We start from the raw sequence: 24,634 nt of genomic DNA on the forward strand, positions 1-24,634 counted from the left end.
CAATCACCACCGGTTCACCACCCCTGCAAAGGACAATTGCAATGAGCATGCTCGCTGAGGGCGTCGTCGGTTCCATCGCCTCCGTCGGCTACGGTCTCGCGGCCATCGGCCCCGGCATCGGCGTTGGTCTCATCTTCGGTAACGGTGTCCAGGCCATGGCCCGTCAGCCCGAGGCTGCCGGCCTGATCCGTTCCAACATGTTCATCGGCTTCGCGCTGACCGAGGCGCTCGCCCTGATCGGCATCGTCATGCCGTTCGTCTTCGGCACCGGCAAGTAATTCCGGCGTAGCCCTTTCTGAGGAAGGTCCAGATATGAGCATCGCGGCTTCGCTCGCGGCCGAGGAGCAGATGAATCCGCTCCTCCCCGCGTGGCCCGAGATCATCATCGGCCTGCTCTGCTTCTTCATCGTCTTCGGGCTGCTCGGCAAGAAGCTCCTCCCCAGCATCGAGAAGGTGCTGTCGGAGCGTCGGGACGCCATCGAGGGCGGCATGGAGCGCGCCGAGGCCGCTCAGGCCGAGGCCCAGGCCCTGCTTGAGCAGTACCGCGCCGAGCTCGCCGAGGCGCGTCACGAGGCTGCCCGCATCGTCGAGCAGGCTCGCGAGCAGGGCGCTGCCCAGCTCACCGAGATGCGTGAGGAGGGCCAGCGCCAGCGCGAGGCCATCGTCGCCGCCGGCCACGCGCAGATCGAGGCCGACAAGAAGCAGGCGACCACCGCCCTGCGCCAGGACGTGGGTTCGCTCGCTTCGCAGCTGGCCTCCCGCATCGTGGGCGAGTCCCTTGAGGACCACACGCGGCAGAGCGGCGTGATCGACCGGTTCCTGGACGAGCTGGAGGCCAAGGCCACCGTTGCTCCGGGTGCGGCCAAGTGATCGGCGCTAGCCGCGAGGCCCTCGCCGCCGGGCGGCAGAACCTCGAAGCCCTGACCGACTCCACCTCGGTGGACGCGGTCAAGGTCGCCGAGGAGCTCACCGCCGTCACGGTCCTCCTGGACCGTGAGGTGTCGCTGCGCCGCGTCCTGACCGACCCGTCCCGGTCCGGCCAGGACAAGGCCCAGCTGGTCTCCTCGCTGCTGACCGGGCAGGTCTCCGGCGAGACCATCGACCTGGTCTCCGGCCTGGTCCGCTCCCGCTGGTCGGGGTCGCGCGACCTGGTCGACTCGGTCGAGGAGCTGGCCGCGTACGCCGAGGTCATCGCCGCCGACAAGGCCGGTGTCCTGGACGACGTCGAGGACGAGCTGTTCCGGTTCGGCCGGGTGGTGAACGGCTCCACCGAGCTGCGCTCCGCGCTGACCGAGCCCAAGGCCGGCGCCGTCGCCAAGGCCGAGCTGATCAAGAAGCTGCTCGGTGGCCGCGCCAACGCGGGCACCGTCCGGCTGGTCACCGCCCTGGTGAACAACCCGCGTGGCCGTAGCCTGGAGCAGGGCCTCGAGTCCTACTCGAGGCTCGCCGCCGCACGGCGCGGGCGCGTGGTGGCCCTGGTCACCACCGCGGTGCCGCTGTCCGACAGCCAGAAGGATCGCCTGGAAGGCGCTCTCGGCCGGCTGTACAGCCGCCGGGTCCACCTGAACATCGACGTCGACCCCGAGGTCGTCGGCGGTGTCCGGGTCCAGATCGGCGACGAGATCATCGACGGCACCGTGTCGAGCCGCCTCGAAGGCGCTCGCCAGTCGCTCGAAGGCTGAGCACCGAAGAACATCCGACCCTCGGTCGGGAACCGGCTCCACCGGAGCCGGCAAATCGTACGGCCGGTTCGAGAGACCCGGCCGAGAGTCGAATACTTGCGGCCCTCAATGGCGGGCCGAGGATCGCAAACTAGGAGAGCAGGGAAGCCTGATGGCGGAGCTTACGATCCGTCCGGAGGAAATCCGGGACGCGCTGGCCGACTTTGTCCAGTCGTACCAGCCGGACGCCGCCTCGCGTGAAGAGGTCGGCACGGTCACTGACGCGGCGGACGGCATCGCCCATGTCGAGGGTCTGCCCTCGGTCATGGCGAACGAGCTGCTGAAGTTCGAGGACGGCACGCTCGGCCTCGCGCTGAACCTCGACACCCGTGAGATCGGTGTCGTCATCCTCGGTGAGTTCGGCGGCATCGAGGAGGGCCAGACGGTGCGCCGCACCGGCGAGGTCCTCTCCGTGCCGGTCGGCGACGGCTACCTCGGCCGCGTCGTGGACCCGCTGGGCAACGCGATCGACGGTCTGGGCGACATCGCCTCCACCGGCCGTCGCGCCCTGGAGCTGCAGGCCCCCGGCGTCATGGTCCGCAAGTCGGTCCACGAGCCGATGCAGACCGGTATCAAGGCCATCGACGCGATGACCCCGATCGGCCGCGGCCAGCGTCAGCTGATCATCGGCGACCGCCAGACCGGCAAGACCGCGGTGGCGATCGACACGATCATCAACCAGCGTGACAACTGGCGCTCGGGCGACCCGAAGAAGCAGGTCCGCTGCATCTACGTCGCCGTGGGCCAGAAGGGCTCCACCATCGCGTCCGTGCGTGGCGCCCTGGAGGAGGCCGGCGCGCTGGAGTACACCACGATCGTGGCTGCTCCCGCCTCCGACCCGGCCGGCTTCAAGTACCTCGCCCCGTACACCGGTTCGGCCATCGGCCAGGAGTGGATGTACGACGGCAAGCACGTCCTCATCATCTTCGACGACCTGTCGAAGCAGGCCGAGGCGTACCGCTCCGTGTCGCTGCTGCTCCGTCGTCCGCCGGGCCGCGAGGCCTACCCGGGTGACGTCTTCTACCTGCACTCCCGCCTGCTGGAGCGCTGCGCGAAGCTCTCCGACGAGCTGGGCGCCGGCTCGATGACCGGTCTGCCGATCATCGAGACCAAGGCCAACGACGTCTCGGCGTACATCCCGACCAACGTCATCTCGATCACCGACGGCCAGTGCTTCCTGGAGTCCGACCTGTTCAACGCCGGCATCCGCCCGGCCGTGAACGTCGGTATCTCGGTCTCCCGCGTCGGTGGTTCGGCCCAGATCAAGGCCATGAAGTCGGTCGCCGGCCGTCTGCGTCTGGACCTCGCCCAGTACCGTGAGCTGGAGGCCTTCGCCGGCTTCGGTTCCGACCTGGACGCGGCCTCCAAGGCCCAGCTGGAGCGCGGTGCGCGCATGGTCGAGCTGCTCAAGCAGGGCCAGTACCAGCCGTTCCCGGTCGAGGAGCAGGTCGTCTCCATCTGGGCCGGCACCACCGGCAAGCTGGACGACGTCCCGGTCGCGGAGATCCGCCGCTTCGAGCGCGAGTTCCTGGACCACCTGCGCCTTCAGCACAAGAACCTGCTGGCCGGCATCGTCGAGACCTCCAAGCTGGAGGACGGCACCATCGACGCGCTGACCTCCGCGATCGAGGCCTTCAAGCAGGGCTACACCACGGCTGACGGCAAGCTGCTCTCCGAGCAGGCCTGAGTCCGGTAGCGAGGGAAAGGACGTAACGACCCATGGGAGCACAGCTTCGGGTCTACAAGCGCCGGATCCGCTCTGTCACCGCGACGAAGAAGATCACCAAGGCGATGGAGATGATCTCCGCGGCGCGCATCGGTAAGGCGCAGCGCGCGGTGGCCGCCTCCACTCCGTACGCCGATGAGCTCACCCGGGCGGTGACGGCGGTGGCCACCCGGTCCAACGCCAAGCACCCGCTCACCAGCGAGAACCCGGCCGCCACGCGCGCCGCGGTACTGCTGATCACGGCGGACCGCGGTCTGGCGGGCGGCTACTCGTCCAACGCCATCAAGGCCTCGCTGGTGCTCGCCGAGCGCCTGCGCGGCGAGGGCAAGGACGTGGTGACGTACGTCGTCGGCCGCAAGGGCGTCTCGTTCTACAGCTTCCGTGACCTCGCGGTCGCGGAGTCGTGGACGGGCTTCTCGGACAAGCCGACGTACGGCGACGCCAAGGCGGTCTCGGCCGCTCTGATCTCGGCCTTCACGGCCGAGACGGACGGTGTCGACGAGGTCCACGTGATCTCGACGCGGTTCGAGTCCATGCTGACCCAGACCGCGGTGGACGCCCGGCTGCTGCCGCTGAAGCTCGACGAGGTCGAGCTCAGCGACGAGTCGAAGGCCACGCACGAGATCTTCCCGCTGTACGACTTCGAGCCGTCGGCGGAGGGCGTCCTCGACGCACTGCTGCCGCGGTACGTCGAGAGCCGGATCTACAACGCGCTGCTGCAGTCCGCCGCATCGGAGCACGCCGCTCGCCGGCGCGCGATGAAGAGCGCGACGGACAACGCCGGAGAGCTCATCAAGTCGCTTACGCGGCTTGCCAACTCGGCCCGTCAGGCCGAGATCACCCAGGAAATCAGCGAGATCGTCGGCGGTGCCAACGCCCTCGCCGACGCTAGCCGCGGGAGCGAATGAGAATGACCACCACTGTTGAGCCGACCACGGCGACGGGCCGCGTCGCGCGGGTCATCGGCCCGGTCGTCGACGTGGAGTTCCCCGTCGACGCGATTCCGGAGATGTTCAACGCCCTGCACGTCGAGGTGGACAACCCCGACGGCTCGGGCAAGAAGGTCCTGACCCTTGAGGTCGCGCAGCACCTCGGCGACGGCATGGTCCGCGGCATCTCGATGCAGCCGACCGACGGCCTGGTCCGTGGCGCGCAGGTCTCCGACACCGGCTCCGCCATCTCGGTGCCGGTCGGCCAGATCACCAAGGGCAAGGTCTTCAACGCCCTCGGTGAGGTGCTGAACGTCGACAAGGCCGAGTTCGAGGCCGAGGTCAAGGTCCGCTGGCCGATCCACCGCAAGGCGCCGGCCTTCAAGGACCTCGAGTCCAAGACCGAGATGTTCGAGACCGGCATCAAGGTCATCGACCTGCTCACCCCGTACGTCACCGGTGGCAAGATCGGTCTGTTCGGTGGTGCCGGTGTCGGCAAGACCGTTCTGATCCAGGAGATGATCTACCGCGTCGCCGAGAACTTCGGTGGTGTGTCGGTCTTCGCCGGCGTCGGCGAGCGCACTCGTGAGGGCAACGACCTCATCCACGAGATGGTGGACTCGGGCGTTCTGGACAAGACCGCGCTGGTCTTCGGCCAGATGGACGAGCCGCCGGGCACCCGTCTTCGCGTCGCGCTCTCCGCGCTGACCATGGCGGAGTACTTCCGTGACGTCGAGAAGCAGGACGTGCTCCTCTTCATCGACAACATCTTCCGGTTCACCCAGGCCGGTTCCGAGGTGTCGACCCTGCTCGGCCGGATGCCCTCCGCGGTGGGTTACCAGCCGAACCTGGCCGACGAGATGGGCCTCCTCCAGGAGCGCATCACCTCGACCCGCGGTCACTCGATCACCTCGATGCAGGCGATCTACGTCCCCGCGGACGACCTGACCGACCCGGCCCCGGCCACCACCTTCGCCCACCTGGACGCGACGACCGTTCTGTCGCGCCCGATCTCGGAGAAGGGCATCTACCCGGCCGTCGACCCGCTGGACTCCACGTCCCGCATCCTCGACCCGCGGTACATCGCGCAGACCCACTACGAGACGGCCATCCGTATCAAGGGGATCCTGCAGAAGTACAAGGACCTCCAGGACATCATCGCCATCCTCGGTATGGACGAGCTGTCGGAGGAGGACAAGATCACGGTCCACCGTGCCCGTCGCATCGAGCGCTTCCTCTCGCAGAACACCTACGTGGCGAAGCAGTTCACCGGCGTCGACGGTTCGACCGTGCCGCTGTCGGAGACCATCGAGGCCTTCAACGCGATCGCGGACGGCAAGTACGACTCCGTCCCCGAGCAGGCCTTCTTCATGTGCGGTGGCATCGAGGACCTCGAGAAGAACGCCGCCGAGCTCGCGAAGAAGTAGTCGCGTCCGGTAGCAGCCGAGTGTGATCGTGAGGGGTGGGCCCCAGCCCTGGGACCCACCCCTCACGTCGCACCGGCTGTGATTCCGGTCAAATCCGTGCCGCCGGTTTCATGCCGGGGGCGCGGGCCCGTTATTCTTACCGAAACTCCCGAGTAATCGGGGGTTGCATGAGCCTAGGAGCCCACGTTGGCTGAGCTGCACGTCGAGCTGGTCGCAGCCGACCGCAAGGTGTGGTCCGGTGCGGCCACCATCGTTGTCGCCCGTACGGCCTCCGGTGACACCGGCATCATGCCGGGGCACACCCCGGTGCTGAGCGTGCTGGAGACCGGTCCGGTCACCATCCGCACCGTGGACGGCGGCACCGTGATCGCCGCTGTGCACGGCGGCTTCATCTCCTTCGCCGACAACAAGCTGTCTCTGCTCGCGGAGATCGCCGAGCTGGCGGACGAGATCGACGTCGCGCGCGCCGAGCGTGCACTGGAGAAGGCACAGTCGGACCTGGACGAGCACGCCGAGCGACGCGCCGAGGTGCGTCTGTTCGCGGCGCGCGGTCTCAAGGCCCACGCCTGAGTGCGCCGGACCCTCGCTTAGCGGGGTCGACCGACGGTCCCGGGGACGCGTGAGCGTGACCCCGGGACTGTCGTCTCAGTTGGTAGGTCAACGCGGTCGCCTGATACGACCGATACGGGGAACGCGGGTAGCGAGGAGGTAGGTGAGCATGGTCCTCGCCCTTGTGGTGTGCGCGGCGGTCGTTGCGCTGGGCGTGATCGGCCTGGTGGCGTTCGCGGTACGGCGCCGTGTGATCCAGCGGGTCGGCGGAACGTTCGACTGCAGTTACCGGCTCAAAATGCCCGCCGACGCCTCGACGCAGCCCGACCTCGACGAGAACGGCAAACCCACCTCGGCCCCGGTCCCCCAGACCGATGGCAAGGGGTGGGTTTTTGGTATCGGGCGCTACAGCGGTGACTCGATCGAGTGGTTCCGGGTCTTCTCGTACGCCCCGCGCCCGCGCCGGGTGCTCCCCCGCCGGGAGATCGAGGTGCTCGGCCGGCGCTACCCCGAGGGCCAGGAGGAGCTGGCGCTGCTCTCCGGCTCGGTCGTGCTCCGCTGCCTGCACAACGGCGCCCCGCTGGAGCTGGCGATGAGCGACGACGCCCTGACCGGCTTCCTCGCCTGGCTCGAAGCCGCCCCGCCCGGGCAGAGGGTGAACGTCGCGTAGCGACGAGACCCTCGGGTTGGGGGCACCTCCCGGCCGGAGGCTGGGGGAGGGTGAATGTCGCGTAGCGACGAGACCCTCGGGTTGGGGGCACCTCCCGGTTGGGGGTTAACGCGGCCTAACCCGGCTCGCTAGGCTGGGCGGCATGGTCAATCTGACGCGCATCTACACCCGTACCGGCGACGACGGCACCACCGCGCTCGGTGACATGAGCCGCACGACCAAGACCGACCCGCGCCTGATCGCGTACGCCGACACCAACGAGGCCAACGCGGCGATCGGCGTGGCGATCGCCGCCGGAGGCCTCGCCGAGGACGTCACCGCGGTGCTCGTCCGGGTGCAGAACGACCTCTTCGACGTCGGCGCGGACCTGGCCACCCCGGTGGTGGAGGACCCGAAGTACCCGCCGCTGCGGGTGCTGCAGTCCTACATCGACAAGCTGGAGTCGGACTGCGACCACTACCTGGAGTCGCTGGAGAAGCTGCGCAGCTTCATCCTCCCCGGCGGCACCGTCGGCGCGGCCCACCTGCACCTGGCCTGCACGGTGGTGCGGCGGGCCGAGCGGGCCACCTGGGCGGCGATCGAGGAGCACGGGGACACCGTGAACCCGCTGACCGCCAAGTACCTCAACCGGCTGTCCGACCTGCTGTTCATCCTGGCCCGGGCGGCCAACAAGGAGCGTGGCGATGTGCTCTGGGTGCCGGGCGAGAACCGCTGAGCCGACCGCCCCGCCGACCGCCCCGCCGGTCGGCGGGGCGGTGGGGCGTCCGGCGGCGGGCCGCTACTGCTGCTGGGGGATCTTCCAGCCGACCACGTGCCCGTCCTCGACGATCGCGCCGGCCGGCGCCTCCTTGGGCCAGAGCGAGTAGCAGCCGGCCACGATCACGTTGATCCCGGCCGCCATGCCCAGCCGCAGGTACCAGCCGGTGAAGGTGCCGAAGTCGGCGGCGCCGTCGGAGAGCGGGACGAGCGCGGTGATCAGCGCCAGGGTGATGGCGGCCGAGACCACGGTGCGGCGGCAGAACTCCCACTCGTGGCGGGTCCGCGCGGGCCCGTACTTGGGGGCGCCCTTGGGCTTGGGGCCGCCGGCGAAGCGGTACTGGAAGTGCCGGTCGGCCCAGCGGACCAGGGACGGCCCGAAGCCGATCGAGAAGCCCGCGTAGCTCGCGGCCAGCGCGTGCGTCCAGCTCGCGGTGGCGCCGCCGCGCAGGTCGAGCACGGTGAGCACGAAGAGCGTGAGGTCCACCACCGGCAGGCCGTCCAGCAGCGCGGTGCTCACCCCGCGCAGCCGCAGCAGGTAGCGGGTGGCGAGCCCGAGGGCGAGGAGCACCCAGAAGGCGACCTCGGCCCCGATGACGAGGGTGACGATCATGGTGACTCCCGGACTTCTCGGCGGTACCCCCCCAGCCTTGCCGCCCGGGGCGCCCCCGTCGTCGTCGCCGATGCCGAACCGGGCCTGCACCTTTCGATGTACGGCGGCTCCTCCCTGGACCGGAGCCGGGGGCCGGCCGGGGATGATCTGATGGGGGAGTGCGCAGACCGACACTCACCCCGTGGCAGGAGGACCGGGCGATCGCCCTCTTCGGGCTGGTCGGCGGGCTGGTGCTGATCGCGTCCAAGGTCTACGACCACTCCTCGGCCGTGCCGCGCTGGCTGGTGCTGCCGCCGCTGCTGGTCACGGCCGCGCTGGAGCTGTTCCGGCGCACCCGCCCGATCCTGACGGTGACGCTCGGCGGGGCGGTCTTCGCGGCGAGCATCTTCAGCGGTGCGCTGATCGCGACCACCATCATGTACACCGACCTGCTCTACGCGGCGGTGGTCTACGGGCGCCCGCGGATGTCCCGCGTCCTGCACCTGTCCGGCGCCGCCTCGGTGCTCGTCCTGAGCAGTTTGTCCTTCCTGTACAGCGACGCCCCGACGGCGCTGGCCGTCGTGGTGCTCACCTCGCTGATCTTCCTCGGACCGGTGTGGACCGGGGACCTGGTGCGCAGGCACCGCGAGGAGGCGGAGAGCCAGCGGCTGCGCGCCGAGCAGACCGCGCTGCTCTCCGAGATGGACCGGCGCGAGGCGGTGGTCGCCGAACGGGCGCGGATGGCGAGGGAGTTGCACGACGTGGTGGCCAACCACCTGTCGGCCATCGCGATCCACGCCACCGGCGCCCAGTCGGTGGCCCGGCGCCAGCACCGGACGGCGGAGGATCCGCTGGTGGCGGCGCTGGGGGTGATCCGGGAGAACAGCGTGCAGGGATTGGCCGAAATGCGCCGCATGATCGGGCTGCTGCGCGACAACGGCGGCGGCGAGGCCGACGCGTCGTACGCCGCGCCCGACCTGGGTGCGGTGGACGCGCTGCTGGCCAAGGCCGGGGACGCCGGGCGGGCCGTGGGGCTGGAGTTCGAGCTCGCGGAGCACGGCGAGCGCGGGGAGCCGGCGGTGCCGGTCGGGCTGGCGGCGTACCGGATCGTGCAGGAGTCGCTCACCAACGCGCTCAAGCACGCCGGCCCGGGCCGGGTGCACGTCCTGCTGGAGTACCTTCCGCAGGAGCTGCGGATCACCGTGGACAGCCCGTACCGCACCGACGTGGGCCGGGAGCTGCCCGGCGCCCGGGCGGGGATGGTGGGCATGCGGGAACGGGCCGGGCTGCTCGGTGGCAGCTTCGAGGCCGGTCCGGTCGGGGACCGCTGGACAGTACGGGCGGTGCTGCCGCGGGAGCCGGTGGCGGTGGAAGGGGAGCGGCGGGCATGACGATTCGGGTGCTGGTGGCCGAGGACCAGGCGGCCGTCCGGGCGGCGCTGGTGATGATCCTGCGGGCGGAGCCGGACCTGGAGGTGGTCGGGGAGGCCGCGGACGGCGAGGAGGCGGTGCGGCTGGCCCTGGAACTGCGGCCCGACGTCGTCCTGATGGACGTGCAGATGCCCCGGCTGGACGGCGTCTCGGCGACCGGCCGGGTGGTGGCCGCGGGGGCCGCCCAGGTGCTGGTGCTGACCACCTTCGACCTGGACGAGTACGTCTACGGCGCGCTGCGGGCCGGCGCGGCCGGCTTCCTGCTGAAGGACCTGGAGGCGGACACCCTGGTCGAGGGCATCCGCACGGTGGCGCGCGGGGACGGCATGCTGGCGCCCTCGGTGACCAGGCGGCTGATCGGCACCTTCGCCCGCCCCGGCCGCGCGGTCGGACCCGAGACGCGGGAGTCGGTGTCGGGGCTCACCCCGCGCGAGCGGGAGGTGCTGGCCTGCATCGGCGCGGGGATGTCGAACGGCGAGATCGCCGAGCGGCTGGAGATGGCCGAGGCGACCACCAAGACGCACGTCAGCCGGATCCTCGCCAAGCTGCGGATGCGCAGCCGGGTGCAGGCGGCGATCCTCGCGCAGGACCTCGGTCTGACGATCTGAACGACGGCCTTCCGGTATCGGGCCAGGTCAGTCGCAGATCACACTCCCGGATGACACCACGGCGGGCGGAAGGGCATTAGAGTCCGGCGCATGAGCGGCGCGGCTCATGAGCGGGTGACCCCTGCGCTGAGCCGCCTTCAGGGCCCGCCCGCAGGGCGGCGACGGCATCCGGGAGACCCAGCCATGAGCAACGCGTCCAGCAAGCAGATCGCCGTGATCGGTGCCGGCCTGATGGGTGCCGGTATCGCCCAGGTCTCCGCCCAGGCCGGACACCCGGTGGTGCTGCGGGACGTCACCGAGGCCGCGCTGCAGCGCGGTGTGGCCGGTATCCGGGCCTCGTACGAGAAGTTCGTCGCCAAGGGCCGGCTGACCGCCGAGGACGCCGAGGCGGCGCTCGGCCGGATCACCACCACGACGGACCTGGGCGCGGTGGCCGAGGCCGACATCGTGGTCGAGGCGGTCTTCGAGCAGCTGGACGTCAAGGAAGCCGTCTTCAAGGAGCTCGACAAGCTCGCCAAGGACGGCGCGGTGCTGGCCTCCAACACCTCGGCCATCCCGATCACCCGGATCGCCGCCGCCACCGGGCGCCCCGAGTCGGTCGTCGGCGTGCACTTCTTCTCGCCGGTGCCGCTGATGCGCCTGGTGGAGCTGGTGCGCGGCTACAAGACCAGCGACGAGACGCTCGCCACCGCGCGCGCCTTCGCCGAGGGGGTCGGCAAGGAGGTCGTGGTGGTCAACCGCGACGTGGCCGGCTTCGTCACCACCCGCCTGATCATGGCGCTGGTGGTCGAGGCCGCCAAGCTGTACGAGTCGGGCGTCGCCAGCGCCGAGGACATCGACACCGCCTGCCGGCTCGGTTTCGGACACGCCATGGGCCCGCTGGAGACCGCCGACCTGACCGGCGTCGACATCCTGCTGCACGCCGCCCGGAACATCTACGCCGAGACCAAGGACGAGAAGTTCGCCGCGCCGGAGATCATGGCCCGCATGGTCACCGCCGGTGACCTGGGCCGCAAGAGCGGGCAGGGCTTCTACCCGTACCCGGCCAAGTGACCCGCCGGGACCGCTGACCGACCGGGCCGTGCGGTCGCAGCACCGTACGGCCCACCTCGCCGGGGGCGGGTGAGTTTCCTCACGCCGGGTGCCGCAGACGGGTGATTTGGGCGGTAATCGAGCGTAGGTGTGGAGACTTCCTGCGTATATTCCCTCGGACGAGTGAAGTTGCTTCAGATCTGGCCGGAACCAGCAACCTGCGGACCTGGTTCACCGTCAGATGAGGGGGACCCGGCCCACGCCGACGATGCTGCGGCCGGCCCGGGCGCGGGGCTCCACGCCCGCCCGGTGGACACCCGATCCGGGCCCGCGCGGCCGGGGCGGAACGACCCGTACCAGTGACCGCCAGGCGGAGGAGGAGACCATGCGCATCACGGGCGACCAGACGGCGCTGGCCATCGAGGGCCGCCTCGACGTGCGCACCGCCGCCGACGCGCGGGTCCGGCTGCACCAGGCCGTCGACGGCGGTCGGGGCGACCTCGTACTGGACCTCACCCGGCTGGAGTTCTGGGACGCCACCGGCCTCGGTGTGATCATGGGGACCCACCGCCGGGCCGGCCGGATCGGCCGCCGGCTGGTGCTGCGCTCCGTCCCGGCGCAGCTCCAGCGCCTGCTGGTGGCCACCCGGCTGCACCGCATCCTCGCCGTCGAGGGCGTCGTCCCCGAGCCCTACGGCGCCACGCTGCCCGCCCTCGGCCCGGTGCTCTAGGGCTCCCGCGCGCCCTCCGGGGAGGGACCGCCCTGCGCGGTCCGGACCGGATGTGCAAGAGTCTGCCGTCAGAAGACGGCCGCCGGGGACAGGACCGGCTCCTTCCCGCCCCGGCGGGGTGGGGGTCCCCCCGGCCGGAGGCAGGGGCGCACCCCCGGTCCGGAACGGCCGTACCGAGTCGTCGGCCGACCAGGGGCGGAGCAGATCGTGGGACAGCCATCCGGTGAGTTCCGGCAGGAAGCCGTCCGCACCCGGGGCGGTGAGCTGGTCTCCGGGGCCCTGCTGGTGACCGTCGGCACCCCGGAGGGGTCCGAGGTCCGGCCCTGCCCCGAGGAGTGGCGGCCCCGCCCGCGCCGGATCGGGCGCACCGAACCCGCCCGCGGACCGGTCGGCGGCCCCGGCCGCGCGGTCGGACCGCTCGCCCTCGGCGCCGGCCCGGCCGACCTGCCGCTGCTCGACCGCGAGGCCGACATCGCCCACCTGCTCGGCCTGCTCGCCGAAGGGCGTTCGATACGCCTGGTCGGCCAGGCCGGCTCGGGTCGCAGCGCCCTGCTCTCGGCGGTCGCCGAGGCGGCGGGCGACCTCGCGCCCGGCGGCGTCGTCCAGCTCTGCGGTCACCGCCGCACCGGCGACGACCTGCTCCAGGACCTCTTCGCCGCCACCCACCAGGCCCCCGGCTTCCGGCCCGACCCGGGGCAGCTCGCCGAGCACCTCGCGCAGGTCGGCGCGGTCGTGGTCGTCGACGAGGTCGAACCGGCCGGCGCGGAGCTGGAGCGGGTGCTCGCCGCCGCCCCCGACTGCGCCTTCCTGATATCCGTCGCGCCCGACAGCCCGCCGCTGTCCGCCGACTCCCGGCTGCGGGACCACCTGGTGGCCGGGCTCTCCCGGTCCGCCTGTCTCGCGCTCGCCGCCCGGCTGGCCGGCCGGCCCCTGGACGCGGCCGAGAAGGCCTGGGCGGTCGACCTCTGGTTCGAGTCCGAGGGGCTGCCGCTGCGCTTCGTCCAGGCCGCCGCGCTGCTGCGTCAGCGGGACGTCGCCGTGGACGCGCTGGTCGCCGCGGAGGAGGACCGGCTGGACGTCTTCGGCGCGGTCGAGGAGCCCGACCGGCACCCCGACCCGGCGGTCCGTGAGAGCGAGCTGCGCGGGGCCGTCCCGCTGCCGTCGGTGGCCGAGAGCGCCTCGCCCGCCGTCCGGCTCGCCGAGGGCCTCAGCGAGCCGGCCCAGGCCGTGCTGAGGCTCGCGGTGGCGCTCGGCGGCGAGTGCCCGACCGCGCCGCACCTGCCCGCGCTGATCGACGTCGGCCAGGGCGAGAGCGCGCTGCACGAACTCGCCGACGCCGGGCTGGCGGTGTCCATCGGCGGCCACCACCGGCTCACCGCGGGCGCGCTGGACCTGCTCGCCCCGCACTGGCCAGCCCGCCGCAGCGTCGACGGCGCCGCCCAGCACTTCGCCTGGTGGGTCGGGCACAGCTCGGTCTCGACGGAGCAGATCGCCGCCGAGGCGGAGGTGGTGATCGGGGTGCTGCTGGCCGACCGGGCCGCCGGCCGGCACGCGGCCGTCCTGCGGCTGGCCCGGGCGGCCGGCCCCGCGCTGGCCCTGGCGCTGCGCTGGGGCGCCTGGGAGCGCGCCCTGCTGCTCGGCCTGGAGGCCGCCCGCAACACCGGCTCCCGGGCCGACGAGGCCTGGTTCCACCACGAGTTGGGCGTCTACGCGATCTGCGTCCGGGAGCCCGGGCGGGCCGTCGCCGAACTGGAGTCCGCCCTCACCCTGCGGGCCGCGCTCGGCGAGCCGCGCGGGGCCGCCGGCGCCCGCCGGATGCTCGATCTGCTGCGCGCCGACGGCCGGCAGCTGCCCGCCGCGGCGACGACCGCCCCGGCGCCCGTCCGACGTCCCGTCATCCGGGCCATCGCGCAGGTGCCGTGGCGGTTCAAGACCACCCCCGGCACGGCCGGCGGCACCCGGCGCACGGTGATCGCCGCCTCGGCGGCCGTCCTCGCGCTCGGCGTGCTGGGGACGGCGGTCGGGCTGAGCGTCACCGGGCCGGACGAGCACCGCGGCAACGACCCGCTCAGCAGTACGGACGACGGCACCGGCCTGCCGGCGGGGCGGCCGGCGCCCCGGCCGAGCCTGAGCCCCGAACCGACGCTGTCCGACGACGCGTCGGGCTCGCAGGGCCCGCAGACCCCGCCCGCGCAGGACCCGGCGGGCCCGGAGTCGTCGGCGGGCGGCGGGACTCCGCACTCGCCCTCGGCGTCCGGGTCGGCGTCGAAGAAGCCGAGCAAGTCGCCGACCGCGACCGGCTCGCAGTCGCCGTCCCCGGGCCAGTCGCAACCGCCGGTGGTCCCGTCCGTGCCGCCGCCGGTTCAGCCGACCGTCCCGCCCTCGGTGCCGACCAGTTCCGGTCCGGGCACGACGCCCCCGACGACCGCTCCGTCGACCCCGGGCTCCCCGACCACCGCGCCGAGCACGCCCGGGACCCCTTCGCCGACGGCGACCGGCACGGTCACACCGGGCTGATCGGTCAGAACAGCTTGAGCTTGTCGTCGTCGATGCCGCGCAGCCCGTCGTAGTCGAGCACCACGCAGCCGATGCCGCGGTCGGTGGCGAGGACGCGGGCCTGCGGCTTGATCTCCTGCGCGGCGAACACGCCCTTCACCGGGGCGAGCAGCGGGTCGCGGTTGAGCAGCTCCAGGTAGCGGGTGAGCTGCTCGACGCCGTCGATCTCGCCGCGGCGCTTGATCTCGACGGCGACGGTCGTGCCGTCGGAGTCGCGGCAGAGGATGTCGACCGGGCCGATCGCGGTCGGGTACTCGCGGCGGATGAGCGACCAGCCGGCGCCGAGCACCTCCATCCGGTCGGCCAGCAGCTCCTGGAGGTGTGCTTCGACACCGTCCTTGATCAGGCCGGGGTCCACCCCGAGTTCGTGGGAGGAGTCGTGGAGCACCTCCTCCAGCGTGATGATGAGCTTCTCGCCGGCCTTGTTGATCACTGTCCAGACCCCGTCGCCCACCTTGAGGGTGCACGGCGGGGACATCCAGTTGAGCGGCTTGTAGGCGCGGTCGTCGGCGTGGATGCTGACGCTGCCGTCGGCCTTGACCAGGATGAGCCTGGTGGCGGAGGGCAGATGGGCGGAGAGCCGACCGGCATAGTCGACTGAGCAGCGGGCAATTACGAGACGCACGGTCGACCACGCTAGCCCACCGGGGCCAGTTGATGCGATTCCGCGACGGCCGGGTGAAGAATCCGCGAACCCCGCGAACATGGAAGTTCGGCGATCCCGCGAATGCCTGTCGGCACTCTGGCGCCCATTCCCACGGGCAGCTACGGTGTGTGACGGCTTGCTTGCAGCGGAGCTGTCAACGGGGACGGAGACTTCAGGTGAACGATCCAGCAGGATCCGGCCAATCTGGTGCAGCAAGGCGTATTTACGGAGCAATCCACAGGAATCCCCGGCCTCGCCCCCGATCGGCTGCCACGCTGTCCTGAGCGGCCGGTGCCCCCGACGCGTCCTCCGACGCGGCCTCGGCGCCGCCGCCTCCGCGCGGTGCCGGAAACAGCCGTCCGACGGCGTTCCGGACATCACGCGCGTTTCGCCCACCCTCACCCTCAGCTTGGACTACGCATCACCACCCGGGCGCCGCGCGGGTGGACCGCGAGAGGAGAATCCATGTCGCTCGACGTCTCACCGGCCCTGCTGGAAAAGGCCGAGCGGGGCGAGGTCGACGAGCGGGAATTCGTCGACTGCGTCCGCGTCTCCCTGCCGTACGCCTGGGAGCTGATCAGTTCGCTGGTCGCCCAGGCGAAGGTCGACGGCACCGACTTCGCCGACAACCACGTTCCGCCGCCCAGCGAGCAGGCCCGCGGCCAGCTCCTCCGGGCCCTCGCCAGCGACGCCATCCGGGGTGCGCTGCAGCGCCACTTCGGTGTCCGGCTGGCCTTCCAGAACTGTCACCGGGTGGCGGTGTTCCTGCCGTCGGACTCCAACGAGGCGCGGTTCGATCGCTTCACGTCCGTCCGGGAGCAGCTGCTCAACCAGTCCGAGGAACTCCGGGACTGCTGATCGCGCGGGCCGACCGTGCCGGTTCGACGGCGCGGGGAACGCCGGTGCCGCCGCCGCGGCACCGGAACCGCCACCGGGCCGCCCCACTCCGCTCAGGGGAGGGGCGGCCCGGCGACGTCAGCCCAGCTGCGGCAGCACCTCGGAGCCGAGCCGGGCGATGTTCCGCAGGGTGGCCTCACGGTCGCCGCTGCCCTCGGCGAGGAGGGCGAAGCGCCGGATGCCGGTGCGCTCGGCGGTGGCCAGCAGCCGGTCGGCACACTGCTTCGGCGTTCCCACCGCGTGCAGGTCGCAGAGCAGTTCGGTGTACGCGTGCGGGTCGCGCATCTTGCGCTCCCGGCCGTCCACCGTGCGGTGGGCGCCGAGCCCGTACTCGAACCAGCCGGGCATCGCGCGCAGCAGCGTGGCCCGGGCCGTCGAGGTCCGGTCGTCGACCTGCGCCACCCCGGCCGCGACGTGCTGGCGGCCGATCCGGCGCAGCTGCTCCTCGCCGCGCCCGGCGGCCAGCCAGGCGGTGCGGTAGAGCTCCAGCATCCGCAGCTTGTCGTCGTCCCCGGAGTGCATGCCGAGCAGCATCGGCAGGCCGCGTTCGGCGGCGAGCCGGACTCCGCCGGGTGAGGTGCAGGCCACCACCAGCGGCGGCCCGGCCACCGGGCGCCCCGAGGCGGTGAGTTCGTCGACGGGCGCGTCCGCCTCCACCCGCTGGCGGGGGAAGCGCAGCAGCCCGGACTGGTCGCCGAGCCCGAGCCAGGCGCCGAGGTCGGGCCGGCGGGGCGGTTCGGTGGCACGCGGCACCACGGCCACCTCGGGGAAGCTGAACTGCGGGCCGTCCGCGCCCACCCGGGAGCCGCGCAGCCAGCGCAGCAGCAGGTCGAGCCGCTCCGGGAAGCCCTGCTCGAAGGCCTCCACCCCGCCGCCGAAGACATCGAGGTCGATCCACGGACCACCGCGCCCCACCCCGAGCGTGAAGCGCCCGCCGGAGACCAGGTGCAGCATCGCGGCCTGCTCGCCGAGGGCCACCGGGTGCGCGGTGGAGAGCACGCTGACCGCCGTGCCGATCCCGATCCGGCGGGTGCGGCCGAGCAGCATCGCGGCGAGCGTGGCCGCGTTCGGGCAGACGCCGTAGGGGACGAAGTGGTGCTCGGCGAGCCAGACGCTGTCCAGGCCGGCCCGTTCGGCCTCGACGGTGGCCCGGACCGTCCGGTCCAGCGCCTCGCCGTGGGTCTGTCCGGGGAACTGGGCCGAGAGCAGGAAGGCACCGACCTTGACCGGTGCGGTGTCCGCGGGGCGTGCGGCGGAGCGCTGGGGTGCCGGCAGGGGGGCGCCGGTGGCGGTGGCCGGGCCGGCGGTCGTGGGTGCCGGGCCGACGGTGGGCGGCCGGACTCCGACGGGTCGGCGGGTCTCGGCGCGGGCGCTGGTCTTGGTCATCCTTGGGCCTCCTCGGGTGCGCGCAGGGTCTGCGGGCCCCGCCTCTCCCCTTGTGAGTAACCGATGTCATGTGCCAATGGCACGCCGAACCACGAATTTCACAGAAGAACGGGTGGATATCACGGGAAACACCGAAGCACCGGGCGGCGCCGTGATAGTGGCTTCGAGGGGTGCGCGCCGGCCGTAACCTGGAACGGTCACGAGCCCCCGTAGAGAGGTAGCCAGACGTGTCGCCCCGCCGCAACCGGATCAAGAGCGCAGCCGATCACGAGGACTCGGCGCCGGCCGCCCCGCTCGGCGGCGCGCTGCGCCGCACCGAGAGCTACCGGGGGGACGAGTGGGTGGTGCAGACGGTGGCCGGCACCGCCGGCCGGCACTACCGCTGCCCGGGCTGCGACCAGGAGATCCCGCCGGGCGTGGGCCACGTGGTGGCGTGGCCGATGTACGGGGCCGGGGTGGACGACCGCCGGCACTGGCACCGGGCGTGCTGGGGCGCCCGCGACCGCCGGGCCTCGAACATCCAGCGCGGCCGCGGCGCACCCCGGTACTGAGGGCGCCGCGGCCGCGTCGGCGAGCCGGTCAGGCGTCGCGGTTCTTCAGCACCAGCGCGCCGCCGACCAGCGCGGCCACCGTCCAGGCCAGGCAGATCGCGAAGCCGGCCCACGGCCCGTACGGCTGGTTGTGCTGCTCGTAGACGAGCATCATCCGCGAGCCCGCGTAGTCGGGGAAGTAGTGCGCCAGCGTCTTGACCTTCGGCACCGCCGAGAGGATCGGCGAGAGCAGGAAGAAGAACGGCACCAGCACGCCCAGCGCCAGCGTCTGGTTGTGCAGCATCGCGGTGACGCCGGCCGAGAAGAGGCAGAGCAGCGTCAGGTACATCGCCGCGCCGAACACCGCGCGCAGCACGTGCGGCTCGCCGAGGCTGGTGGAGTGGTCGCCGAGCAGCGCCTGGCCGACGAAGAACGTGATGAACGCGGTGACCAGGGAGACCGCGAAGGCCAGCGCGCCGAGCACCACCATCTTGCCGGTGAGCAGGGTCCCGCGCTGCGGGACGGCCGCCAGGGTGACCCTGATCATCCCGCTGCTGTACTCGTTGCCGACCGCCAGCACGCCGAAGACGATGATGGCCAGTTCGCCGAGGATGATGCCGGAGAAGGCCGTCCCGGTGGCGTCGAACGGGCTGTCCGCGTCGCCCCGGAACTCCTCGAAGTTGTTGTTGGTGAGCAGTGACAGCAGGGCGCCGATACCGAGGGTGACCACGAAGGCCAGCGCGAGCGTCCAGACCGTCGACCGGACACTGCGGATCTTCGTCCACTCGGAGCGCAGCACCGCGGGGAAGGACGCCATCTCAGTTCTCCTTCTGCTGTACGGCCGCCGGCTCCTGCTGCGCCGCCGCGCCCTGCCAGTTCGCGCCCCAGGTGCCGGGCGCCCCGGCCGCGTCGCGGCCCTCGCCGCTCCCGGCGTGGTACTCCACCGAGTCGGCGGTCATCTGCATGAAGGCCTCCTCCAGCGAGGCCTGCTGGGGGCTCAGCTCGTGCAGCACCACCCCGTGGGCGGCGGCCAGGTCGCCGAGCGCGGCGAGCTCGCCGTCGACCACCTCGTAGGAGCCGTCCGGGCCCGGTTCGCCGCGCAGCCCGGCACCGGCCAGGACGTCCAGCAGCCGCTCGGGCTGGGGGCTGCGCAGGCGGACGGCGGTGCGGGAGTTGCGCCGGATGAACTCGGCCATCGGCAGGTCGGCGAGGAGCCGGCCCCGGCCGATGACGACCAGGTGGTCGGCGGTGACGGCCATCTCGCTCATCAGGTGGGAGGAGACGAAGACGGTCCGGCCCTCGGCGGCGAGGCGCTTCATCAGGTTGCGGATCCAGAGGATGCCCTCCGGGTCCAGCCCGTTGACCGGCTCGTCGAACATCACGATCTCCGGGTCCCCGAGCAGGGCGGAGGCGATGCCGAGCCGCTGGCCCATGCCGAGCGAGAAGCCGCGGGCGCGCTTGCGGGCGACCGGGGTGAGGCCGACCAGGGCGAGCACCTCGTCCACCCGCCCGGTGGGGATGCGGTTGCTCTGGGCGAGCCAGAGCAGGTGGTCGCGGGCGGTCCGGCCGGGGTGGACGGCCTTGGCCTCCAGCAGTGCCCCGATGTACTTCAGCGGCTCGCTGAGCTGCCCGTATCTCTTGCCGTCGATGGTGACGCGGCCGCCCGAGGGCCGGTCGAGGTCCAGGATCATCCGCATGGTGGTGGACTTGCCGGCGCCGTTGGGGCCGAGGAACCCGGTGACCACACCCTGCGGCACCTGGAAGCTGAGCCGGTCCACCGCGAGCGTCTTGCCGTAACGCTTGGTCAGTTCGTGCAACTCGATCATTCGCGCTCCCTCACTCTCCGTCAGGCTATGACAAACCGGACAGGGTGGCCCGCTGAGTGGGCCCGCCGGGCGCACCGAACTACGGTGGGCGCATGACCCAGCTCCCCTCCGCATTGTCGGTCCGCGAGAGTGGTACCGGAATGCCCCTCGTGCTCCTGCACGCCTTCCCGCTCGATGCCTCGATGTGGTCCGCCCAACTGGACGGGCTGCCCGGGACGACCGGCCACGAGGCCCGGGTGCTCGCGCCCGACCAGCGCGGCTTCGGCAGTACCGAGCTGGGCACGGACGAGCCCTCGCTGGACGCGGTGGCCGACGACGTCGCCCTGCTGCTGGACGCGGCCGGGATCGACCGGGCGGTGATCGGCGGTCTCTCGATGGGCGGGTACGTGGCGCTCGCCTTCGCCCGCCGCCACCCGCGGCGGATGGCCGGTCTGCTGCTGGCCAACACCAAGGCGACCGCCGACACGGACACCGCCCGGGCCAACCGCGAGCGGATCGCCGCCGCCGTCCTGGCCCGGGACAGCGTCCAGCTGCTGCTCGACGAGCGGATGGCGGCGGGCCAGCTCGGGCCGGACTCCGGGCACCTGGTCGACCGCGTCCAGGGCATGATCGCCGCCGCGTCGCCGGCGGCGGTGGCCTGGGCGCAGCGGGCGATGGCGGCCCGGCCGCAGACCCTGGACGTGCTCGCCGGGGTACGGGTGCCGACCGCCGTCGTGGCGGGGGAGCTGGACGGCCTGATGCCGCTCGAAGAGGCCGAGCTGATGGTGCGGGCGCGGCCCGACGCCGAGTTGACCGTCATCCCCGGCGTGGGGCACCTGAGCGCGCTGGAGGCGCCGGAGGCGTTCGACGCGGCGGTGCGCGGGCTGCTGGCGCGGGTGACGCGATGAAGGAGGAGCGGGCGGAGACCGGCGGCTGGGACTTCTCGGCGCTGGAGGTGACCGGCCGGGTACCGGTCACCAACCGCGGGGAGGGGCTGCTCGAACTGACCCTGGAGCCGCTCGGCGAGGACTACTGGATGCGTCCCGGGGAGACCTTCATCGTCACCTCGTACGGCGACTACGGCTCCGGACACCCCTTCGAGGTGCAGTACTGGCGGGACTCGGTCTCGGTCTGGTGCACCTCGTGGTTCGGCACCGTCTCGGACGACGACGGCAACCAGCTGAGCTGTGGCCACCAGCGGCCCGACGGGGCCTATCCGCGGTGAACCCGGGGAGTGGGGAGTCGGGCCGGCCGACCTCCCGCTCCGGGCCGTCAGGGGCCGCCAGGGAGCCGCCCCGGGGCCGTCGCCGGGGGACAGCAGGACGGGCCCCCACCCTTGCGAGTGGGGGCCCGTCCTGCCGCGGCGTCAGCGCGACTGCTGGGCGGGCACGCCCATGGTGTCGTCGTTCGGCAGCGAGGCGGCGGCCACGGCCGCGCCGGTCAGCGTCGCCAGCATCTCGCGGACGTTGGTCAGCTGGGCGTTGATGCTGTCGCGGCGGTTGGTGAGCGCCGCCAGCTCGCGCTCGGACTCGCTGCGGATCCGGTCGGCCTTGGCGTTGGCGTCGGCCACGATGTCCTCGGACTGGCGCTGGGCCGTCTCCACCGTCTGGCGGGCGCGGCGCTCGGCGTCGGTGCGCAGCTTCTCGGCCTCCAGGCGCAGCTGCTCGGCCCGGTGCTCGATCTCGGCCAGGCGCTTCTCGGCCTTGGCCTGGCGGGCGGCCAGGTCGCGCTCGGACTGCTCGCGGCGCTTGGCCAGGTTGGTCTCGAACTCCAGCGCGGCCTGGGCGGCCTTGGTGCGGGTCTCCTCGAAGAGGGCGTCCGCCTCCTCGCGCTTGTTCTGGGCGTCCTTGTTGGCCTCGGCGCGCAGCTGGGCGCTGTCGCTCTTGGCCTTGTCGACGATCCGCAGACCCTCGTCCTCGGCCTTGGCCTTGCGGTCCTTGGCGTAGTTCTCGGCCTCGGTGCGGACCTGCTGGGCGGCGGCCTCGGCGAGCTCGCGGTGCTGCTCGGCGGCGCGGTGCGCCTCGTCGCGCAGGTCCTTGGCCTCCTCCTCGGCGAGTCGCAGGATCTTCTCGACCCGGGCGCCGAGACCGGCGTAGGAGGGCTCCGCCTCGGTGACCGCCGCCTGCGCGGTCTGGGTCTCCAGGTGGAGCTCCTCGATGCGCTTCTCCAGCGCGCTGATCCGGGTCAGGGCACTGTCACGGTCGGCCACCAGCTTGGTGATCCGCTCGTCGACCTGGGCGCGCTCGTACCCACGGCGCACCAGGTCGAAGCCGTGAGGGGAGTGACTGTCGCTCATGGGGTTCTGGGCTTCCTGTCGTCAAACCGCTGAGGTGGTTGAGGGAATCCTGACACGGTACCGGAGTGTCGTCGGCGAAATGCCGTTGTCTTGCGGAGAATGTCCGCTCAATCGGGTGGTGCGCTGCCGGAACGATTGCCACCCGACCGGGGGGAGCCGACTCCGGCACCCGCCTTGGCCCCCCCGTCTTTCTTGCTCGTACTTCCCCCGTTCGCCTGCACGACCGGTGACGGTGCTTCGAACGCCTCCAGCGCGGACAGCACGTCCTGCACCCTGGAGATCTCGGTGTTGATGTCCTTGCGGCGGCGCACCAGCTCGTCCAGCTCGCGCCGGCCCTCGTCGGTGACCCGCTTCGCCTCGGCCCGTGCCTCGGCGAGTACCCGCTCGGCCTCCGCCTTGGCCAGCTCGATCTGCTCGTCGGCGGCCTCGTCGGCGGTCCGCAGGCGCTTCTCCGCCTCGGCCGCCGCCGTCTCGATCCGCTCCTCGGACTCCTCCTGGGCGGACTTCAGCTTGGCCTCGGCCTTGATGATCAGGGCCTCGGCGCGGTCGGTCGAGTCGGCCAGCTTGGTCTCGGCCTCCTTCAGCAGGCCCTCGGCCTTGCGGACGGCCGAGATCCGGACCTTGCTGGCCTCGGCGGACGCCTGCGAGTTCAGCTCGTTGGCGTGCTCCTCGGCGGCCGCGATCAGCGCCGCGGCCCGCTCCTCGGCCTCGGCGACGGCGGCCACCGCCTGCTCCTCGGCCTCGGTCAGCTGCTCCTGGGCGGCCGTCACCAGCGCGTCCACCCGCTCGCCGGCCGACTTCATCGCCTGCGCGTTCTCCTTGCGGGCGCGCTCGTGCAGGGCCTCCACCTCGGCGTCGGTGCGCTCGCGCAGCTCCTCGGCGCGCTCGCGGATCGCGGTGGCGTCCCGGCGGGCCTCGGAGAGCAGGGCGTCGGCGTCGGCCCGGGCCTTCTCGACCGCGGCCTGCCCGGCCGCCTCGCCGGCCGCGACCAGCCGGTCGGCCTCCTTGCGGGCGGCCGCGACCATCGCGTCCGCCTGCTCCTCGGCGGCGGCGGTGGTGGCCAGCGCGGTGGTCTGGGCGTCCTCGCCGAGCGCCTCGGCGTCGGCGAAGGCCCGCTCCAGGACGGACTTGGCCTGCTCGCGGGTGGCCTTGTCGAAATGCTCGGCGGCCTCGCGGATCTCCGCGTCGAAGGCGTCGGCGCGGGCGTGGGTGTCCGCGTCGTAGTCGTCCGCGAGGGACCGGGTGGCCAGCGCGTACTCCTCGGCCTCGGCCCGCAGCGCGGCGGCGAACTCCTCGGCCTCGGCGATCGTGGCGGCGGCCCGCTCCTCGGCGGCGGCGCGCTGCTGCTCGGCGTTCTCCCGGGCGGCGTGCAGTTCGGCCTCGGCCTCGGCGCGCAGCTGCTCGTCGTAGGCCTGCGCCTCGGCGCGGCGGCGGGCCAGCTCGGCCTCGGCGGCCTGGCGCTCGCCGGCCAGCTCCAGCTCGGTCTGCTCGCGCAGCGCGGTCGTCTCGGCGGCGGTCCGGGCCCGCAGGTCCGCGGTCTCCCGGTCGGCCAGGGCCCGCTGTTCGGCGGTCTCCCGGTCGGCGGTCTCGTGCTGCTCGGCGATCGCGCGGGCGGTGCGCTCGCGCAGCTCGGCGGTCTCCCGGTCGGCCAGCGCGCGCTGCTCGGTGGTCTCCCGCTCGGCGGTGTCGCGCAGTTCGGCGGCGGCCTGCTCGGCCTCCCGGCGGACCTCGGCGGCCTCGCGCTCGGCGGTGGCCCGCAGCTCGGCGATCTGCAGGGACGCGGCCTCGTGCATCCCGGCCACCGACTGGCGGACCTCGGCGGCCTCGTCCTCGGCGTTGGCGACCAGCTCGGCGGCCTCGGTCCTGGCCGCGGCCGTCAGCTTCTCGCCGTCGATGCCGGCCTGCTCCAGCACCGCCCGCGCCTCGGCGCGGATCGACTCGGCGGTGGCACGCGCCTCGGACAGCTCCCGGCCGGCCTCGGCCCGGACGGTCTCGGCCTGCTCGGAGGCCAGGGCCAGGTCGGCCTCGGCCCGCTCGCGCAGCGCCGAAGCGGCGGCCTCGGCCTCGGCCGTCCGCTGCTCGGCGACGGCCCGGGCGGCCTCCAGCGCCTCCTCGGCCTCCGCCCGCAGACGGGCCGTCTCGGCGGCGGTGTACTCGGTGAGTTCGGCGGCGGTCCGTTCGGCTTCGGTGCGGAGTCGGTCGGCGTGGGCCTCGGCGGCTTCGCGGAGCGCGGTGGTCTCGGCGGCGGTGCGCTCGGTGAGTTCGGCGGCGGTCCGTTCGGCTTCGGTGCGGAGTCGGTCGGCGTGGGCCTCGGCGGCTTCGCGGAGCGCGGTGGTCTCGGCGGCGGT

At 72.5% G+C, this 24,634-nt stretch carries 24 protein-coding genes and 1 pseudogene; 18 read left to right on the forward strand and 7 right to left on the reverse strand.

Going from position 1 to position 24,634, the window contains the following annotated elements; translation table 11 throughout:
* Positions 1-41: 41 nt before the first annotated feature.
* The 9 genes from atpE (at position 42) to ACZ34W_RS06205 (ending at position 7,737) form a co-directional block, all read left to right on the forward strand.
* Positions 42-278, forward strand: coding sequence for an ATP synthase F0 subunit C (gene atpE, locus ACZ34W_RS06165; protein ID WP_030235786.1), 237 nt, complete (start codon positions 42-44; stop codon positions 276-278).
* Positions 279-312: 34 nt separating this feature from the next.
* A complete protein-coding gene (locus tag ACZ34W_RS06170) occupies positions 313-870 on the forward strand; it encodes a F0F1 ATP synthase subunit B (protein ID WP_329489615.1) in 558 nt (185 codons plus the stop codon).
* A complete protein-coding gene (locus ACZ34W_RS06175) occupies positions 867-1,682 on the forward strand; it encodes a F0F1 ATP synthase subunit delta (protein WP_329489616.1) in 816 nt (271 codons plus the stop codon). Before ACZ34W_RS06170 ends, ACZ34W_RS06175 begins: the two co-directional genes overlap by 4 nt.
* A gap of 151 nt (positions 1,683-1,833) precedes the next feature.
* Entirely contained in the window at positions 1,834-3,408 is a 1,575-nt protein-coding gene (gene atpA, locus ACZ34W_RS06180) for a F0F1 ATP synthase subunit alpha (protein WP_329489617.1), read from the forward strand.
* A 32-nt stretch (positions 3,409-3,440) separates the two neighbouring features.
* Entirely contained in the window at positions 3,441-4,355 is a 915-nt protein-coding gene (locus tag ACZ34W_RS06185) for a F0F1 ATP synthase subunit gamma (protein ID WP_465602126.1), read from the forward strand.
* Positions 4,356-4,357: 2 nt separating this feature from the next.
* Entirely contained in the window at positions 4,358-5,803 is a 1,446-nt protein-coding gene (gene atpD / locus ACZ34W_RS06190) for a F0F1 ATP synthase subunit beta (RefSeq protein WP_329489619.1), read from the forward strand.
* Positions 5,804-5,989: 186 nt separating this feature from the next.
* Positions 5,990-6,373 carry a F0F1 ATP synthase subunit epsilon gene (locus tag ACZ34W_RS06195; protein ID WP_148642910.1) on the forward strand — a complete coding sequence of 128 codons (384 nt, stop codon included), beginning with the start codon at positions 5,990-5,992 and terminating at the stop codon, positions 6,371-6,373.
* Between the two features lie 148 nt (positions 6,374-6,521).
* Positions 6,522-7,022, forward strand: a complete 501-nt coding sequence (locus ACZ34W_RS06200; protein WP_329489620.1) for a DUF2550 domain-containing protein — start codon at positions 6,522-6,524, stop codon at positions 7,020-7,022.
* Positions 7,023-7,164: 142 nt separating this feature from the next.
* Positions 7,165-7,737, forward strand: a complete 573-nt coding sequence (locus tag ACZ34W_RS06205) for a cob(I)yrinic acid a,c-diamide adenosyltransferase (protein WP_329489621.1) — start codon at positions 7,165-7,167, stop codon at positions 7,735-7,737.
* Positions 7,738-7,800: 63 nt separating this feature from the next.
* Here ACZ34W_RS06205 and ACZ34W_RS06210 read toward each other — a convergent pair whose 3' ends face one another.
* Positions 7,801-8,391: a hypothetical protein gene (locus ACZ34W_RS06210; protein WP_465602129.1), complete on the reverse strand. Its 591-nt coding sequence runs from the start codon at positions 8,389-8,391 to the stop codon at positions 7,801-7,803.
* 158 nt (positions 8,392-8,549) lie between these two features.
* Here ACZ34W_RS06210 and ACZ34W_RS06215 point away from each other — a divergent pair, with 158 nt between their 5' ends.
* From ACZ34W_RS06215 to ACZ34W_RS06235, 5 genes are all read left to right on the forward strand, one after another.
* Positions 8,550-9,761 (forward strand): sensor histidine kinase, encoded by a 1,212-nt coding sequence (locus tag ACZ34W_RS06215; RefSeq protein ID WP_465602131.1) that lies wholly within the window; start codon positions 8,550-8,552, stop codon positions 9,759-9,761.
* Positions 9,758-10,408: a response regulator transcription factor gene (locus tag ACZ34W_RS06220; protein WP_329489624.1), complete on the forward strand. Its 651-nt coding sequence runs from the start codon at positions 9,758-9,760 to the stop codon at positions 10,406-10,408. Before ACZ34W_RS06215 ends, ACZ34W_RS06220 begins: the two co-directional genes overlap by 4 nt.
* A 183-nt stretch (positions 10,409-10,591) precedes the next feature.
* A complete protein-coding gene (locus ACZ34W_RS06225; protein WP_359803136.1) occupies positions 10,592-11,461 on the forward strand; it encodes a 3-hydroxyacyl-CoA dehydrogenase family protein in 870 nt (289 codons plus the stop codon).
* Between the two features lie 364 nt (positions 11,462-11,825).
* Positions 11,826-12,170 carry an STAS domain-containing protein gene (locus tag ACZ34W_RS06230; protein WP_329489626.1) on the forward strand — a complete coding sequence of 115 codons (345 nt, stop codon included), beginning with the start codon at positions 11,826-11,828 and terminating at the stop codon, positions 12,168-12,170.
* Between the two features lie 207 nt (positions 12,171-12,377).
* Positions 12,378-14,687, forward strand: coding sequence for an ATP-binding protein (locus ACZ34W_RS06235; RefSeq protein WP_465602133.1), 2,310 nt, complete (start codon positions 12,378-12,380; stop codon positions 14,685-14,687).
* Positions 14,688-14,691: 4 nt separating this feature from the next.
* Here ACZ34W_RS06235 and nucS read toward each other — a convergent pair whose 3' ends face one another.
* Positions 14,692-15,351 (reverse strand): endonuclease NucS, encoded by a 660-nt coding sequence (nucS, locus tag ACZ34W_RS06240; RefSeq protein WP_329489628.1) that lies wholly within the window; start codon positions 15,349-15,351, stop codon positions 14,692-14,694.
* A 486-nt stretch (positions 15,352-15,837) separates the two neighbouring features.
* Between nucS and ACZ34W_RS06245 the strand changes: the two genes are divergently transcribed.
* Positions 15,838-16,230: an SCO5389 family protein gene (locus ACZ34W_RS06245; RefSeq protein ID WP_329489629.1), complete on the forward strand. Its 393-nt coding sequence runs from the start codon at positions 15,838-15,840 to the stop codon at positions 16,228-16,230.
* Between the two features lie 117 nt (positions 16,231-16,347).
* On the opposite strand, the gene ACZ34W_RS06250 is transcribed toward ACZ34W_RS06245, so the two are convergent.
* Positions 16,348-17,655: an LLM class flavin-dependent oxidoreductase gene (locus ACZ34W_RS06250; RefSeq protein ID WP_329489630.1), complete on the reverse strand. Its 1,308-nt coding sequence runs from the start codon at positions 17,653-17,655 to the stop codon at positions 16,348-16,350.
* Positions 17,656-17,882: 227 nt separating this feature from the next.
* Here ACZ34W_RS06250 and ACZ34W_RS06255 point away from each other — a divergent pair, with 227 nt between their 5' ends.
* A complete protein-coding gene (locus ACZ34W_RS06255; protein WP_329489631.1) occupies positions 17,883-18,206 on the forward strand; it encodes an ATP/GTP-binding protein in 324 nt (107 codons plus the stop codon).
* Positions 18,207-18,234: 28 nt separating this feature from the next.
* Here ACZ34W_RS06255 and ACZ34W_RS06260 read toward each other — a convergent pair whose 3' ends face one another.
* Together ACZ34W_RS06260 and ACZ34W_RS06265 are read right to left on the reverse strand one after the other, a co-directional pair.
* On the reverse strand, positions 18,235-19,002 hold the full coding sequence (locus ACZ34W_RS06260) for an ABC transporter permease (RefSeq protein ID WP_352289397.1): 768 nt from the start codon (positions 19,000-19,002) through the stop codon (positions 18,235-18,237).
* Position 19,003: 1 nt separating this feature from the next.
* Positions 19,004-20,011 carry an ABC transporter ATP-binding protein gene (locus ACZ34W_RS06265; protein WP_352289400.1) on the reverse strand — a complete coding sequence of 336 codons (1,008 nt, stop codon included), beginning with the start codon at positions 20,009-20,011 and terminating at the stop codon, positions 19,004-19,006.
* A gap of 92 nt (positions 20,012-20,103) precedes the next feature.
* On the opposite strand from ACZ34W_RS06265, the gene ACZ34W_RS06270 reads away from it, so the two are divergent.
* Entirely contained in the window at positions 20,104-20,898 is a 795-nt protein-coding gene (locus ACZ34W_RS06270; RefSeq protein WP_329489634.1) for an alpha/beta fold hydrolase, read from the forward strand.
* Positions 20,895-21,215: a hypothetical protein gene (locus tag ACZ34W_RS06275; protein WP_329489635.1), complete on the forward strand. Its 321-nt coding sequence runs from the start codon at positions 20,895-20,897 to the stop codon at positions 21,213-21,215. Before ACZ34W_RS06270 ends, ACZ34W_RS06275 begins: the two co-directional genes overlap by 4 nt.
* A gap of 141 nt (positions 21,216-21,356) precedes the next feature.
* Here ACZ34W_RS06275 and ACZ34W_RS06280 read toward each other — a convergent pair whose 3' ends face one another.
* Together ACZ34W_RS06280 and ACZ34W_RS06285 are read right to left on the reverse strand one after the other, a co-directional pair.
* Positions 21,357-22,286 (reverse strand): coiled-coil domain-containing protein, encoded by a 930-nt coding sequence (locus tag ACZ34W_RS06280; protein WP_218201876.1) that lies wholly within the window; start codon positions 22,284-22,286, stop codon positions 21,357-21,359.
* A gap of 107 nt (positions 22,287-22,393) precedes the next feature.
* A pseudogene (locus ACZ34W_RS06285) lies at positions 22,394-24,634 on the reverse strand (hypothetical protein); the annotation flags it as partial.

It is taken from the genome of Kitasatospora sp. NPDC022856 (genome assembly GCF_055561235.1).

Bases quoted from the DNA above. Each gene is read 5' to 3' on its own strand.
- atpE (WP_030235786.1), top strand. From the start codon at position 42: ATGAGCATGCTCGCTGAGGGCGTCGTCGGTTCCATCGCCTCCGTCGGC.
- ACZ34W_RS06170 (WP_329489615.1), top strand. From the start codon at position 313: ATGAGCATCGCGGCTTCGCTCGCGGCCGAGGAGCAGATGAATCCGCTC.
- atpA (WP_329489617.1), top strand. From the start codon at position 1,834: ATGGCGGAGCTTACGATCCGTCCGGAGGAAATCCGGGACGCGCTGGCC.
- ACZ34W_RS06185 (WP_465602126.1), top strand. From the start codon at position 3,441: ATGGGAGCACAGCTTCGGGTCTACAAGCGCCGGATCCGCTCTGTCACC.
- atpD (WP_329489619.1), top strand. From the start codon at position 4,358: ATGACCACCACTGTTGAGCCGACCACGGCGACGGGCCGCGTCGCGCGG.
- ACZ34W_RS06200 (WP_329489620.1), top strand. From the start codon at position 6,522: ATGGTCCTCGCCCTTGTGGTGTGCGCGGCGGTCGTTGCGCTGGGCGTG.
- ACZ34W_RS06205 (WP_329489621.1), top strand. From the start codon at position 7,165: ATGGTCAATCTGACGCGCATCTACACCCGTACCGGCGACGACGGCACC.
- ACZ34W_RS06210 (WP_465602129.1), bottom strand. From the start codon at position 8,391: ATGATCGTCACCCTCGTCATCGGGGCCGAGGTCGCCTTCTGGGTGCTC.
- ACZ34W_RS06220 (WP_329489624.1), top strand. From the start codon at position 9,758: ATGACGATTCGGGTGCTGGTGGCCGAGGACCAGGCGGCCGTCCGGGCG.
- ACZ34W_RS06225 (WP_359803136.1), top strand. From the start codon at position 10,592: ATGAGCAACGCGTCCAGCAAGCAGATCGCCGTGATCGGTGCCGGCCTG.
- ACZ34W_RS06230 (WP_329489626.1), top strand. From the start codon at position 11,826: ATGCGCATCACGGGCGACCAGACGGCGCTGGCCATCGAGGGCCGCCTC.
- ACZ34W_RS06245 (WP_329489629.1), top strand. From the start codon at position 15,838: ATGTCGCTCGACGTCTCACCGGCCCTGCTGGAAAAGGCCGAGCGGGGC.
- ACZ34W_RS06250 (WP_329489630.1), bottom strand. From the start codon at position 17,655: ATGACCAAGACCAGCGCCCGCGCCGAGACCCGCCGACCCGTCGGAGTC.
- ACZ34W_RS06260 (WP_352289397.1), bottom strand. From the start codon at position 19,002: ATGGCGTCCTTCCCCGCGGTGCTGCGCTCCGAGTGGACGAAGATCCGC.
- ACZ34W_RS06265 (WP_352289400.1), bottom strand. From the start codon at position 20,011: ATGATCGAGTTGCACGAACTGACCAAGCGTTACGGCAAGACGCTCGCG.
- ACZ34W_RS06270 (WP_329489634.1), top strand. From the start codon at position 20,104: ATGACCCAGCTCCCCTCCGCATTGTCGGTCCGCGAGAGTGGTACCGGA.
- ACZ34W_RS06275 (WP_329489635.1), top strand. From the start codon at position 20,895: ATGAAGGAGGAGCGGGCGGAGACCGGCGGCTGGGACTTCTCGGCGCTG.
- ACZ34W_RS06280 (WP_218201876.1), bottom strand. From the start codon at position 22,286: ATGAGCGACAGTCACTCCCCTCACGGCTTCGACCTGGTGCGCCGTGGG.